General features: G+C 37.2%; 12 protein-coding genes and 2 riboswitches. Of the genes, 1 reads left to right on the top strand and 11 read right to left on the bottom strand.

All coding sequences use genetic code 11. From position 1 onward, the window contains the following. Window positions 1-15 precede the first annotated feature (15 nt). Window positions 16-585 (bottom strand): YitT family protein, encoded by a 570-nt coding sequence (locus EW028_RS21900; protein WP_048391911.1) that lies wholly within the window; start codon window positions 583-585, stop codon window positions 16-18. A 181-nt stretch (window positions 586-766) separates the two neighbouring features. On the opposite strand from EW028_RS21900, the gene EW028_RS21895 reads away from it, so the two are divergent. Then, window positions 767-2,053: a DUF2252 domain-containing protein gene (locus tag EW028_RS21895; protein WP_131522394.1), complete on the top strand. Its 1,287-nt coding sequence runs from the start codon at window positions 767-769 to the stop codon at window positions 2,051-2,053. Between the two features lie 43 nt (window positions 2,054-2,096). Here the strand turns inward: EW028_RS21895 and EW028_RS21890 are convergent, their stop codons facing one another. The 10 genes from EW028_RS21890 to EW028_RS21845 form a co-directional block, all read right to left on the bottom strand. Beyond that, window positions 2,097-2,618, bottom strand: a complete 522-nt coding sequence (locus EW028_RS21890) for a DUF2179 domain-containing protein (RefSeq protein ID WP_048391915.1) — start codon at window positions 2,616-2,618, stop codon at window positions 2,097-2,099. A 300-nt stretch (window positions 2,619-2,918) separates the two neighbouring features. Further along, complete coding sequence (locus EW028_RS21885; protein ID WP_036075370.1) at window positions 2,919-4,217, bottom strand: nucleobase:cation symporter-2 family protein; 1,299 nt, start codon at window positions 4,215-4,217, stop codon at window positions 2,919-2,921. Continuing rightward, on the bottom strand, window positions 4,217-4,801 hold the full coding sequence (locus EW028_RS21880) for a xanthine phosphoribosyltransferase (protein WP_048391917.1): 585 nt from the start codon (window positions 4,799-4,801) through the stop codon (window positions 4,217-4,219). The genes EW028_RS21885 and EW028_RS21880 overlap by 1 nt, the downstream gene beginning before the upstream one ends. 134 nt (window positions 4,802-4,935) lie before the next feature. After that, window positions 4,936-5,037: riboswitch (purine riboswitch) on the bottom strand. Between the two features lie 164 nt (window positions 5,038-5,201). After that, entirely contained in the window at window positions 5,202-7,025 is a 1,824-nt protein-coding gene (locus EW028_RS21875) for an APC family permease (RefSeq protein ID WP_131522393.1), read from the bottom strand. Window positions 7,026-7,143: 118 nt separating this feature from the next. Beyond that, a riboswitch (cyclic di-AMP (ydaO/yuaA leader) is annotated at window positions 7,144-7,293 on the bottom strand. Between the two features lie 213 nt (window positions 7,294-7,506). Further along, entirely contained in the window at window positions 7,507-8,031 is a 525-nt protein-coding gene (locus EW028_RS21870) for a PepSY domain-containing protein (RefSeq protein WP_131522392.1), read from the bottom strand. Between the two features lie 90 nt (window positions 8,032-8,121). Beyond that, window positions 8,122-8,793 (bottom strand): PepSY domain-containing protein, encoded by a 672-nt coding sequence (locus EW028_RS21865; protein WP_131522391.1) that lies wholly within the window; start codon window positions 8,791-8,793, stop codon window positions 8,122-8,124. Next, window positions 8,790-10,085 (bottom strand): sensor histidine kinase, encoded by a 1,296-nt coding sequence (locus EW028_RS21860; protein ID WP_131522390.1) that lies wholly within the window; start codon window positions 10,083-10,085, stop codon window positions 8,790-8,792. Before EW028_RS21860 ends, EW028_RS21865 begins: the two co-directional genes overlap by 4 nt. After that, complete coding sequence (locus EW028_RS21855) at window positions 10,075-10,770, bottom strand: response regulator transcription factor (protein WP_131522389.1); 696 nt, start codon at window positions 10,768-10,770, stop codon at window positions 10,075-10,077. The genes EW028_RS21860 and EW028_RS21855 overlap by 11 nt, the downstream gene beginning before the upstream one ends. A gap of 118 nt (window positions 10,771-10,888) precedes the next feature. Then, window positions 10,889-11,173, bottom strand: a complete 285-nt coding sequence (locus EW028_RS21850) for a hypothetical protein (protein ID WP_131522388.1) — start codon at window positions 11,171-11,173, stop codon at window positions 10,889-10,891. 98 nt (window positions 11,174-11,271) lie between these two features. Next, a complete protein-coding gene (locus tag EW028_RS21845) occupies window positions 11,272-15,165 on the bottom strand; it encodes an InlB B-repeat-containing protein (RefSeq protein ID WP_131522387.1) in 3,894 nt (1,297 codons plus the stop codon). Between the last annotated feature and the right edge of the window lie 31 nt (window positions 15,166-15,196).

Genomic DNA, 15,196 nt, shown 5'->3' with positions numbered 1-15,196 from the left:
CTTTTTTTATGTTTATTAAACTCGACTAGTAATAATGCTTGTCGTAATCCCCACAACTAGCACTGTAATTATAGATAATAGCAAGGTCGAGGTGGATAGGAGAAAGCCACCTATAACAATCACGATGGAATCAATAAAAAATATTAATATCCCAACATTGATACCCGTTTTATCACAGATAAATTGTGCTATCAAGTCAGTCCCCCCTGTGCTTGTCTGAAATCGCAGCATTAGACCAATACCAAAGCCTACAAGTATTCCTCCAAGAATGGCACTATAGAGCGCATCAATTTGCACAAGATTGCGGACAGGCTTTAAAAAATCGATAATGAAGGAAGACGTTAGTAAGCCATGTATACTATTGTAAAAATAGGTTTTATATTTAAACCACGCAATAATAAAAATTGGAATACTAATGATAATAATCATTAAACCAATTTGGAGCTTATATAAATAATGTAATATTAGCGCTAACCCTACTACTCCCCCATCTAAAATTTCATAGGGCGTTAAAAATAAGTTTATTCCTAACGACAATGAAATACTTCCTATTATAATAACTAGACTTTTTGTAAAGAAATACATACAACCCCCCTCCGTGTCTATGCATGTCTTATAGTATGAAAATAGGTTATTGAACATGTTATGAAATAACCTTAGATGATTAGCCATTTTTATCGAGTGCATTTGCTAAATTTCTTCGAAACTTATTCAATTTATTTCCGTATATACAGATAAATTTTAAATTAACAAAGGGGATTATGATATGGAGCATGCATTATTGGAACAAGTTAAACATACTAGAACTTTTTTAAGACAAGAACAATTGGAAACAATCTTTAAAGAGTTTGATGGTCAACGAATGCGCTTAACAGAGGTACAGCGCTTGGAGAAATACCGTAAAATGCTTGAAAGTCCTTTTCGCTTTTTCCGTGGGAGTGCCTATCTCTTTTATTTTGATATGACAAAATCCGCTTCAATCTTCCATACTCCTGATAGAAAACCGACTTGGATTCAAGGTGACATGCATATGGATAACTTCGGTGCTTTTCAAAATGAAGCAGGCTCCATTGTTTTTGATGTCAATGATTTCGATGAGGGCTATGTCGGTTCTTATTTATACGATATTATTCGTATGAGTATTAGTATTGCACTTTATTTAGAAGAACAAGACTTACATAAAACAACTCAAGAAAAGGCTATTCAACATTTTCTTAATAGTTATATCAATCAACTAAAACGATTTGAGCGTAAACAGGATGATCCTCTAACACTCATTTTCACAAAAGATAATACAAAGGGACCCGCAAAGAGGTTATTGAAAAAGCTTGAAAAACGCCAAAGATCTTACTTTTTACAAGATATTACGTATCTCAATGAAGATGGCGAACGTGCTTTCTTATGGAGTGAAGAAATTCAACCAGTCACTGCTGAGGAATACAGTGCCATTTCAAACGCACTTTCTACTTATAAAATTAGGGACATAGCTTATAAGTATGGCTCTGGGACAGCTTCTATCGGTTTAAAACGTTACTATATTTTAGTGGAAGATGAAAAGGGTGCATCAGGGGTTGAAAATTTAGTGTTAGAAATGAAAGAAGTACGCACAGCCATTCCTGCCTACTTTCTTCCCTATCAGGATCTGTTTTGGGCTCATTATGAGCACCAAGGAGCACGAGTAGTTGGAACTCAAAAAGCCATGCACCACTTAGAGGATCCACATTTAGCCTTTATTACAATGAATGGTCAGGAATTTTATATTCGAGAACGTTCTCCTTATAAAAAGAAGATTAAGCCTAAAAACTATAAGGATGTAGAGGATTACTTTACAACAACATCACTTATGGGGAAAATCGCCGCTAAAATACATGCACGAGCTGACATCGATTATTCTCATGTTTTTACCTATCACAGCGAGGAGGAGATTTTAAAAGCGATCGGTAAAGAACGAAATGTATTTATAGAACATACAATTTTACAAGCAATGAGTTACAAAGAAACCGTCTATACAGATTATGACTTATTCAAAAACTGGGTTGAAACAAAAATGTAAAAAGGGACCTTCGCTTTTAGCGAAGGTCCTCTCATATTGACTATTATTTTTGCTTGGCCTTCATACGAGCAAGTAAAAAGCCGCCCTTAAATGATTTAGGCTCATACGAGATAATAAACGCATTCGGCTCAAATTGCTCTACTATTTGAAAGAGCTCTCCTTCACGATTCCTCTTCGTTAAGATCTCATATTTATAGCGGTTACTATCTCGCCCTTCTCCTATATAAATCGTGACTGCAAACCCTTCGTGGCGAAGAAATTTCACAAGCTCTTCATTTTTATTTTGCGTATTAATGGTTGTATAAACATAGCCTATCGCTAGCTTTCGTTCTATTTTTGCTCCTAAAAATATACCTAATCCAAACCCAACTGCATAGACAACCATAGATAACATACTTTGCTTCCCACTAAAAACGAGTGAAAGGCCAAATACATACACCAACATCTCCAGCATCCCAAATATCGCAGCAAGGAACGTGATATTCTTTACTAAAAATATAGTTCGTAATGTTAAAAAAGGTACATATACTAATTGTAGAATTAAAATTAAAACAATACTTTGCATTTATGCTAGACCTTTCTGAGAGTAGTTTTTATATAAGTATATGTTGAAAGAGAGAGTTACATGCGATTTCAACAACTCTATTTTACATTCCCTTTTAGTCTAATGTTAAACATTCAAGATGACTGTCTAAAGTTATTTTAACGGAACAAATTTTAATCTAAAATCATAATCAATAGTTTAATCTATTACGACAAAAAAATGCCACCTCCTTAAATCTATATCAATAGATAAAAGTAGATGACACTATTCTTTTCATCAAAATATGTAAAATATTTAGATGAATGTTATTTAATTATCTTTTTAAACTTCCCCATGCATCGGGTCTTTTTTATGCTTCGGCCCAATCATGTTGAATAAAATATTTAGGATAATCGCTGTGACTGAACCACAAACAATACCATTTGACGTTAAGATTGAAACGCTTGTTGGCAGTGCATCAAAAATGCCAGGAACAACGGATACACCGACACCTAAACTTACTGCAATCGCTGCAATCATTGCGTTTTCTGCTGATTCATTCATAACAGGTACAAGCATGCCCATACCTTGTGTAATCACCATACCGAACATCGCAAGCATTGCCGCACCTAGTACAGATGTTGGAATAATCGTTGTTAATGCTGCGATTTTTGGTAGGAAGCCTAATGCTACAAGTAGACCACCTGTGATGTAAATGACTTTACGGTCCTTAACGCCTGACATACGAGTTAGTCCCACGTTTTGTGAGAATGTTGTGTATGGGAAGGCATTGAAAATACCACCGATTACTGAAGCTAGACCTTCTGAACGGTAGCCACGAGCCAAATCTTTTGAATCTAATTTTTTATTACAAATATCACTTAGCGCAAAATAGACACCAGATGATTCTACTAAAGATACCATTGCTACAAGTGTCATGGTAATAATCGCCGTTACATCAAATGTTGGCATGCCAAAGTAGAAAGGTTGTACCATGTGAAATACATTAGCATCTGCAACTGGGGTGAAATCCACCTTGTCCATGAAGGCACCTAAAACAGTACCTACTACTAATCCGATCAGAATAGAAATAGCGCGAACAAAGCCTGTAGAAAAGCGATAAACGACTAAAATGATAACCAATGTAATAAAGGCTAAGGCTACATTAGAAGCAGAGGCAAAATCCTCAGCACCTTGTCCACCTGCCATATTGTTTAATGCTACTGGTAATAAGGAAATACCGATAATTGAAACAACTGACCCTGTTACGACTGGTGGGAAGAATTTCACAAGCTTGCCGAAGAAGCCCGCAATTATCATTACAATTACACCAGAGGCAATAATAGAACCATAAATGTCCGTAATACCCTGCTCTGGGTTTGTACCAATCGCAATAATTGGACTTACCGCTGTGAATGTACAGCCAAGTACTACAGGTAAGCCAATACCAATGAATTTACCTGAATAAACCTGTAAAAGTGTAGCGATCCCGCACATCATAATATCAATCGCTACTAAATACGTCATTTGTGTTGAATCGAAGCCAATTGCCCCACCGATAATCAGTGGCACTAAGATGGCTCCAGCATACATTGCAAGTAAATGTTGAATCGCTAGCGCAGTCGATTTAAAGGTATTCATTACGCGCGAGCCTCCGTAGCAAATGTTACTTTGCCATCTTCAAGAGAATCTACTATTGCTAATGACTCAACGCGAACACCTTGCTCACGCAATAGTTTTCCGCCATCTTGGAAGCCCTTTTCAATAACAATTCCAACTCCTACAACATTCGCACCCGCTTGTGCAGCAATATCAAGTAAGCCTTTGACAGCCTCACCATTAGCTAAGAAATCATCTACGATTAAAATATTGTCATCTTCGCTTAAGAAATTACGTGAGACAGAGATCTCATTTGTTTCATTTTTTGTGAATGAATGTACCTTTGAAGAATAAAGGTTATCTGAAAGAGTTAATGATTTACGTTTACGAGCAAACACGACAGGCGCGCCAATTTCTAAGCCTAACATCACGGATGGGGCAATACCTGAAGATTCTATTGTTAAAATCTTTGTAATCACTTGATCAGAGAAACGATTTGCAAATTCATGACCAATTTCCTTCATTAGCATCGGATCAATTTGATGGTTTAAAAATGAATCAACCTTTAATACGGATGAAGATAATACTTTACCCTCTTGCATAATTTTGTCTTGTAATAACTTCATTTCTTTCATATCCTTCTTTCGTAAAAAATTATAAAAAAACGCTGAATACTTTGATTCCATTCTGCTACGAGTGGAGCAAAGCATTCAGCGCAAAAACGTCGAAATGAATAGAAAACATCATTAAATTGAAGTTCTCTAAAAGCATTGCTACCCATAGTCGATTCATTTACGGTAAATCGGTAGAAACTTGCGAGCCCTATTCTCGCTATTATATGAGTGGATTTGTATGAAACTATCAGAATAACCAATTTATCACTTTATTCGGTAAGGGCTACTATCTCTCACCAAAAAAAGTTTGATTTTTCGGAATTTAATGGCATTCTGGAACTTTTTAATTGTAAACGTTCGTGTTTTCAATCAACGTACTGATTATAACAGACTATTTTCTAGCTTGCTAGCATTATTTTGATAAATGGAACGGTACTGTCATAATGACGACATTTCTGTGAAATAACAGTGATGTACGAATGAGAAGACTCGATTGGTTGTGTAGCATATGATGCCACCCTTTTTTCGGTAAGAATTGAGGGATAACAACTGTAACTTTATGACCTGTCTTCGTACATTGATGTTCTACTTTATCAATAAATTTAATTAATGGCTGTGTAATGCTGCGATATGGTGAATAGTAGGTAACTAATCGTACATCAGGTTGCCAGGCGTTCCACTTCTCTTCAAAAGCTTTTGCATCTGCTTGATTGAAAGCTACATAAAAGGCAATCACTTTATCAACCTTAAGTGATTTGGCATAATGTAAGGAGTTTTCCACCACCTTTGTTATACCAGCTACTGGCACAATGAAAACATTTCCCTCAATAGTAGCCAGTTCCTCATGATTTAATATTAACTGTTCTCCAACAGCTTGATAATGTTGCTTAATGCGATGGAATACAAAAATAATAATTGGTAAAAAGATAAACACTGGCCATACTTGAGGCATTTTTGTCACAAAAAACATCATTGCCACGATGAAAGAGATAGCAGCCCCAATTGTATTGATCGTAAATTTTGCTACCCAGCCTTTAGGTTTTTCGCGCCACCATTTTCTCATCATTCCCGTTTGCGCTAATGTAAAGGGAATAAATACGCCTACTGCATAGAGCGGAATTAAATGCTCTGTGGCCCCGTCAAAAAGGATAATTAAAAAAATGGCTGCAATACCTAGCATTAAAATACCATTTGAATAGCCAAGACGGTCCCCACGAATTTGGAAGATTCGTGGGATAAAACCATCCTTCGATAAATTCACAGCAAGCAAGGGAAATGCTGAATATCCTGTGTTTGCGGCAAGTACTAAAATCATTGCCGTTGTCCCCTGTACAATATAATAAAGAAAATTCCGACCAACACTAGCTTCTGCTAGTTGGGAAACGACTGTTGCTTCTGCTGTTGGTGCAACGCCATAAAAATAAGCTAGACTAACAATCCCGATGAATAAAACGGCTAAAATGGCGCCCATTGCTAAAAGCGTTTTAGCAGCATTATTTGGAGCAGGATTTCTAAAATTAGGTATGGCGTTAGAAATAGCCTCTACTCCAGTTAACGCTGAGCTTCCTGAAGCAAATGCCTTTAATAAAATAAATAGGCTAATCCCTGCCACTGGTGTGCCAATCTTTGGATGTAGCTCTGCAGGCACCTGTCCAGTTGCCACATTATAGAGCCCAATCCCGATTAGCAACAGCATAACGCCTACAAATAGATAAACTGGGTACGCCAAGATAGAAGCTGACTCTGTTACACCTCGCAAGTTTAAAATCGTTAAGAAAATCACAAATATAATAGCAATGGGTACATTATAAGCATGAAGACTTGGAAATGCAGATGTAATGGCATCTGTCCCGGCCGACACACTTACTGCTACCGTTAAAATATAATCAACAAGCAAAGAACCCCCTGCAACAAGACCTGCATTCACGCCTAAATTTTCTCGTGATACGACATAGGCGCCTCCCCCATGTGGATAGGCGAAGATAACTTGACGATAGGATAAAATCAGTGCCACGAGTAGAATAACCACTCCAGCGGCAATAGGTAAAGAATACCAAAACGCCATTGCACCTACCGTCATTAGGACAATTAAAATTTGTTCTGGTCCATAGGCTACTGATGACAATGCATCTGACGATAATATGGCCAGTGCCTTTGTTTTACTGAGCTTTTGTTCCCCTAACGCATCGGATCTTAATGGTTTGCCGATTACATAACGTTTGAATGAGGATTTCATTGATAAACACCTTCTAGTTTCATAGAATGTGTTTCGCCTTTCTAAATTACATCAAAAAACGCCTACAAGTCATCACTAAATAAGACTTGTAGACGCTCATCCGTCTGCCAAGCTCCACTTTTCTGCTCTTAACGCTTACGAGGTTAGCTGTCGGATTCGGGCCTGAGTAGCCCTACTCCTCCACAAGGAAGAGATTCACCCCAAGAATGGCTATGCCATCCATCAAAATTGGTTCCCCCGCGTTTAGTTGCTTCAGCGATTTAGAAATTTGAAACTTTTATAATGATGTCATATTACGCCTGCTAATTAAAAAAGTAAAGAAGAAAATTTTTCTCTTTTTTGAGTAAAAGCATAGGCTTTTTTTGAACATATAAATAATCGCTTCTTAAAGAAAATTTCCTGAATACCTAGTCAAAACCCACAATATAAACAATAAAAACTGCCTTAAAGGTATATTCTACCTTCAAGACAGCTCATTATATTAGTCATCAAAGCCTTGTTCAAAGTCGATAATGTTCCCAGAGACTGCATCCACATCTACTTCGTATTCATATTGACCGTCTTTCAGTTCAATTTCATATACACCATCATCAAGCTTAATTTTTGTCACTTTACCCTTTGCTTTTGTTTGGGCTGTCTTGATAGCCTGCTCTTTTGTAATTATTTTTGTTGTAGCAGTCGTAGCAGGAATATGATCATCCCAATCATCGTCATCTAGACGTTCCTTTTTCTGCTTGAGCAATTTTCCACTATAAGCATCAAATTTTAAATCATATTCTTCTGTATCTTTATACACCTCTACTTCATAAATAGAGCTAAACTGATTTTGGTCAAATTCGATATTGGCAACTGTACCATCCACTACCGCTAGAGCTTTCTTCTCAATTTCCTGCATGGATAAGACCTTTTTTTCTTGGGCATTTCCTGATAATAAAGTCGTCGAGCCAATCGCTGCACCCACTCCCAGTGTCATTACTAGTGCTGGAATCATGATCATTTTTTTCATGTTCATCTCTCCTTTGTTTTATCTAAACTTAGCTTACCAAGTGAAGATGATAGAACTATAAGAGAAACATTAGAATTTCATGAGAATGATTTAATGATCGTCATCCCATGTTACAGACAGTACTTTTCCTGAAACAGCATGAATTTGAAATGTAGCTTCGTCCTCCTGCGTTTCAATCTCAACTAAATAATAACCACCCTCTGAGGTTTCTTCAAAATCAACTGAATCCACTTCACCCTTTAATTGCTTAAGAGCTATTTGAATGGCCTGTTGCTCAGTTATAATAGGCTCTTCGATAGGTTGTTCTTGTGGCTCAACCTTTTTCTCAGCCAGTAGTTCGCCAGTATAACCATCAAACGTTAAATCCTTTTGAATTTCCTCATTTTCAACACGTACAGTGTAAATGGAGTCTGTAAGCATAACGCTTTCTACATCTCCATATTCCTTTTTAACCATTTGTCTGATCTGCTTTTCTGTTAATAGTAATTTACTATGTCCTTCTTTCAGGATAAGATCAGTCACCTGTTGTGTCGTAACATCGAGTATAGCTGCATACTTGACATCGTCACGCGTAAAAAGCATTTCAAAGGTATTTCCTTGTTTTTCAACCTGTGTAACATGACCATTGTAGATAGTCTCAATATGCCGAATAGCCTGCGCTTCACTAAGAGGTTGAACGTAAAAATAACGATGTTGAACAAACCAAATTACTCCACTACAAAAAAGGATAATAACAACAATTACTAACATCCACTTTTTCATTGCTGTTCCTCCTTTGGTATACATAAAGTAAAGCTTGAGCCTTCCCCAAGCTTACTTTTCACATCTATCGTTATACCTAATTGTTGTGCCAGTTCATGCGCTATTGCTAGCCCTAGCCCTGAACCTCCTGTTTTACGATTACGATCCTCTGTTACACGATAAAAACGCTCAAACAAATGAGGAATATGCTCGACTGGAATACCCATACCAAAATCTTGGATGGTAATACGTACTTGATTGGTTGTTTCGGTGACTTGAATACGTACTTCATCCTTACTATATTTCCTAGCATTATCCAGCAAAATAAAAAGTAGTTGCTTCAATATTTTTTCATCACTATAAATAAATTTTGGAATCTGCGCATCAATTCTAAATGTTCGATGATAAGCCTGTTCCATTTGTGAAGCTACTTTATTTAAGAAAGGGGCAAGCTCTAGTTGTTCGAAATGAACGTCCAATTGCTCTTTGTTTTTAGCTAGTTCTAGCAATTGCAACACCATTTCATGCATACGAGATGATTCATTGGCAATGGCTTGTAAGGATTCCTGAGCAACCTCCCGATTATCAAAACCCCTTCTTAGGAGGAGTTTTGCATAACTTTCAATGACAGTTATAGGGGTTTTTAACTCATGGGAGGCATTTGATACGAATTCTTGTTGCTTTTGATAATGTTGTTCAAGCTTCTCCATCATCATATTAAAAGTACGGTTAATGTTTGTTAACTCGTCGCCACCTTTTTCTGTAGTATCTATTTTTTCATATTTCCCAGTAGATGCACTTTTGCGCATGGTCTCATTTAAACGTTCTAGCGGTAATAAAATAAGTCGCCCAAGTACCAAGCTCGCTAGGAAAATTGGAATCGTTGCCACGACAGATGCAACAACTAAGATGACCTTTAACAAATCTAATGTCCGTTCTACTTCTTCCATAGATTGCTGTAATGTTATATCCACTACCGTTCCGTCGATCCAAATAGCAGGCATAGTGTAGGTAATGGCAGGGACTTCTTGCATTTCAAGGGTAGCTTGAACCTTTGTTTTCAAGCGTTCACCATCATAAATATAAACAGCACCCTCTGTGGGCATATAAGCTCTTAATACTTGCTGTAGGTTGGTTTGTGCATTTAACTGACTCAGTGTAGAGCTTAAATCATTTGCCCGTGACTGGAGCTGATTATATTCCGTATCATAGGCAAATTTCTCATACAACAAATAAATTCCACTATTTGTTGCCACTACAATAACTAGCATAAGCAATGTTGTTAGTAGATGAATTTTTGTTTTAAGTCTCATAACGATGTTCCTTTAGCACATATCCAACACCTCGAATTGTCTGAATAAGAGGTGTTGGATTAGCAGCCTCAAGCTTTTGTCGGACATAACGTATATAAACATCCACAACATTTGTATCCCCATAATAATCATAGCCCCACACAGCCTCTAATATTTGCTCCCTTGTCAGTACCTGTTTAGGATGCTTTAGTAAATAGAACAACAAATCATACTCACGAGGTGTCAGCTGAATTTCCTTATCAAAATATACAACTTCCCTTGTTTGCTCGTTTATCGATAAATGGCCAAATGTAAGTGCAACTTGCTTTGGACTCACCTTCTGCGAAAACCGTAATGCATTGCGAATTCGTGCCAGTAGCTCCTCAATTTCAAAAGGCTTTGTCACGTAATCATTGGCTCCTAAATCCAAGCCCTTTACCTTATCCTCTACTTCACTTTTGGCAGTTAGCATGATAACAGGTGTTTGGGATTCTGTTGCACGAATACGCTTTAGCACATCAATACCACTCATCTCAGGTAGCATGATATCAAGTAAAATTAAATCCCATTGCTGCTCACGGTATTGTAGTAAGCCTTCTGCTCCTGTATGGGCCATCGCTGCCTCATATCCTTCAAATTGAAGCTCCAGTTGTAGCACTCTCGCAATATTTTCTTCATCTTCTATAATTAAAATTCGATGTGTCATGTCGAATCCGTCCTTCGCCTTTTCTTTTCATCGTATACGATACAAGTGGTGAAAGTCTAATTAGAAAATGATGAGAAAGACAATACATTTCTTTTTTTGACACAGAGTATGTCTTTAACTAATAAACTTTTGGTAAAAAGCTGTATATATCCCTTTTCTGAAAAATCCCTGAGCTTACTTTAGCAACTTTTTTGCCATTTAAACGGCTTGGAAAGGGAAATTCCATATGTGGACCATTGTAATGAATAATGGTCACTGTACCATCAGAGTTATTACGCCAATCATAATTCCTTTCATCTGTTTTGATTGAAAGTTTAATCGATACAAAAGCTAAACTTAAGAATAATATGAAGAAGATAAGACGAGCAATTTTCAATAGAAACACTTCCTTTTCTATTAGCATAATAATTTACATCCTTACGCACTATTGAGTAATGTTAATAATTTGAACAAAAAAATCTCACCAAAAGCTTTATGGATAGCGATTGGTGAGGTTTTTAATTATTGATGCAAAGCTCTATACAAAAATGCTACAAACTCCGCACGTGTTACAGGATCATTTGGTCTAAAGTTGCCATTATTTCCAATTGTGATCCCATTTCCTGCGAGTATAGCTATAAAGTTATGTGCCCAGTGTGTTTTTGGCACATCCTTGAAAGTATCTTTATTCGATGAAGTTAAATTAAAGGCAAGGACTAATACTTTTGCCATTTGGGCACGTGTCATATTAGTAGTTGGCTGGAAATCCCCATCTATGCCTTCAAACAGACCTGCTTGTTGCACCTGATCGATTACCCCAAAATAGAGATGGTTTTTAGGTATATCGTCAAATTCTCGTGCGTCTTTTTTCGGTTCTAGCGCTAACGCTCTTGTTAATATCAGGGCAGCATGCTGGCGCTGAATTGGTGCATTTGGCTTGAAGGTGCCATCTTGATAGCCTGTAATAATGCCCTGCTTTGCCATCTCCTGAATCATCGCCCAGCCCCAATGTCCTTTAGAAATATCTGAGAAGATGATATCTGGCTCTGGTTGGGGTGTTGTCTCTGTTGGTTGTGGATCAATTGGTTCTTCAGGTCTAGGTTCTTGTTTTTCAGGTATGGCTGGCTCTGGTATCGGGGTTGGATTCGGAGATATACTTCCTCCACCACCCGATGAATCGTCTGTTACCCAATGAGCATATAATGTGATACTGGACTTCACTACATCTTTAGAAAAATTCCATGGTATCGTCAGTTCAATATCCTTATACCAGCCTGTAAATAAATAACCTGCCTTTGTTGGATCTACTGGCTTTGTTGCTAAGGTATCTTTAATCACCTTCTGTGATGTTACTGCACTTCCTCCATTTGTTTCGAAAACCACCGTATATTGTGTGATGACCTTTTCCCATTTTGCATATAAAGTTGTATTTTCGGTTACCTTATCCGTTGTAAAATTCCATGGTGTACTGAATACAGCATCTGTATACCAACCTGCAAACTCATATCCAGCTTTTGTTGGGTCTGCTGGCTTTATTGCTAAGGTGTCTTCAGTTACCTTCTGTGATACTACTGTGCTACCTCCATTTGTTTCGAAATCCACCGTATATTGTGGGATGACCTTTTCCCATTTTGCATATAAAATTGTATTTTCGGTTACCACGTCTATATCAAATTCCCATGGGATACTCAACGTTTTATCTTTATACCACCCTATCAATATATGACCTGCCTTTGTAGTATCTGCTGGCTTAGTCACTTTAGCTTTGTCAGTAACTTTTTGAGACGGAATCGCACTTCCGCCGTTCGTTTCAAAATTCACCGTATACTGTACGACTACCTTTTTCCATTTAGCATATAAAGTTGTATTTTCGGTTACCTTATCCGTTGTAAAATTCCATGGTGTACTGAATACAGCATCTGTATACCAACCTGCAAACTCATATCCAGCTTTTGTTGGGTCTGCTGGCTTTATTGCTAAGGTGTCTTCAGTTACCTTCTGTGATACTACTGTGCTACCTCCATTTGTTTCGAAATCCACCGTATATTGTGGGATGACCTTTTCCCATTTTGCATATAAAGTTGTATCCTCCGTCACCCTATCTATCTCAAAATTCCATAGACTATGGAGTTCTGCGTCTTTATACCAATCTACAAATAGATGCCCCGTTTTTGTTGGATTAATTGGTTTAGTAGCCTTCATAGGAGAAGTAAAAGTTTGACTTGGAACTGAACTTCCACCATTTGACTCAAATTTAAGCTCATATTGCTGTACTAAATCCCATTTCGCATATAAGGTTATATTTTCTGTCACTTTATCTATTTCAAATTCCCATAGGGTTGTGAATTTTTTATCCTTATACCAGCCTGCAAATGTATATCCAACTTTTACGGGATTTTCTGGTTTAGTAGCCGTCATATAAGAATTTATAGTTTGGCTAGGTAACGGACTTCCACCATTTGACTCAAATTGAACCACATACTGTTGTTGCACTATATCCCATTTTGCATATAAAGTTGTGTGCTCTGTGACCACATCTGTTGCGAAGTCCCATAGTTTAGTTAAAGCAGGGTTTTTATACCAGCCCGCAAATATTTGTCCTGCTAAGATTGGCGGTTCTGGCTCTTCCAACTTATCTCCATATTCTGCGACAATTATTATAGGGGTAGTACTATTTCCTGCTTCAAATCTGACACCATATACATTTTTCAACCACACAGCATATAAATCTATATCAAACGTTACCCTAAATGTGTCGAAGTTCCATTCTGTAGTACGTTCTTCATTAAACCAGCCAATAAATTTATGTCCTTCTTTTATTGGAATACTCGGTTTGCTGAGTAGCGCTCCTTCTGGTACTTCGACAGTTGTAATGTCTGTATCAGAGTGAAATGTGACAGTATGCGAATTCTTTAACCATTTTGCATACAAGATTTTATTTTCTGTTATCACATCTGTATTAAAATTCCAGGGTTTATTCAATTCTTCATCCTTATACCAACCATCAAATGTAAAACCTGCTTTCACTGGAACATCGGGTTCTACCACCTTTTCCCCAGACAATACTTTCTGTTCTTCTATGGTAGTACCATCACTATTTGTTTCAAATGTAACTGTGTACTGTTGGACATTCCCCTTGGCATAAATTCTCAAGGGTTGTGTTACATTTACATCCCATTTTGTTACCCATGATAAATCTTGGTACCAACCGTCAAAAGTACTACCTTGGCTGTTAAATGCATTTACTCCCAACATTAATGGGCTATTAAATTGAACCCATTGTAACCGATTATATTCAAATGCCCTATCCCCAATGCTCGTTAAACTGTTTGGGAACGATACAGTCGATAATTGATTATCATAAAATGCCAGATTTCCTATACTAAGAAGACTATTAGGAAGTTGTATAGATGTTAGTTGATTTTGACCAAATCCCCAATCACCTATACTTATAACATTATTAGGAACGACTATAGTTTTTAACTTATTACCAAAAAACGCGAGATTCCCTATACTAAGAAGACTAGTTGAAAGTTCTACATTCGTTAAGTAATTAGCTTGGAATGCTCCTATCCCTATACTAGTAACACTATTGGGAATATTTACAGTTGTTAACCTATTACTATCAAATACATAATTTCCTATACTTGTTATACTGTTTGGAAGTTCGACATTAATTAACTGATTATAGCCAAAAGCCTCATCTCCTATGCTTGTTACACTATTTGGAATCTTTATATTTGTTATCCGATTGTTTGTAAAAGCTTGGGCTCCTATTATTGTTACACTATCAGGAATATTTACAGTTGTTAATCGATTTCCAAAGAAAGCCTGATAATCTATAGCCGTAACACCATCAGGGATGTCCACATGTACTAACTGATTACCATAAAATGCTTGAGCTCCTATGGTGGTGAGGTTTTTTGAAATGGTTACGCTTGTTAATTTACTATTTTGGAATGTCCAACGTCCTATATCCTCCACACTATCGGGAATCACAATCGTGCTTAGTTGAGTTTTGGCAAAAGCCCAATCGCCTATCGTTATTACACTTTCAGGAATCACTATTTCTGTTAGGTTAGATTCATAAAACGCGAGATTTCCTATTATTGTTACGGGTTTCCCTTCAATGGTTTCAGGAACAACCACTGATCCCCCCGCACCTAAATATTTTACAATCGTTACACCTGCGCTATTTGGTTGTATCTCAAATTCGCTTGTATTGAAATTGGTTAAATCACGATCGTTATCTATTTGCTCATGAACATCAACCTCACTCTTATTATCTACTTCATTTCCCCCTGCTTCTTTAGCTTTTTCTTCTATGTCATTTTGTTCATTCGCATAGGTCAGGGATTGTCCCCATTGGAAAAAGAGCAGTAATACAATAAGCATAATGGTAATGTTTTTCTTCATTCATCCTCTCTCCTTCTGTAAATTTTCAGCT

The organism is Lysinibacillus sp. OL1 (assembly GCF_004332175.1).
GTDB classification, from domain to species: Bacteria; Bacillota; Bacilli; order Bacillales_A; family Planococcaceae; genus Lysinibacillus; species Lysinibacillus capsici.
Note: the sequence above shows the minus strand (reverse complement) of the source record. Positions and strands in the feature narration are given on the sequence as shown.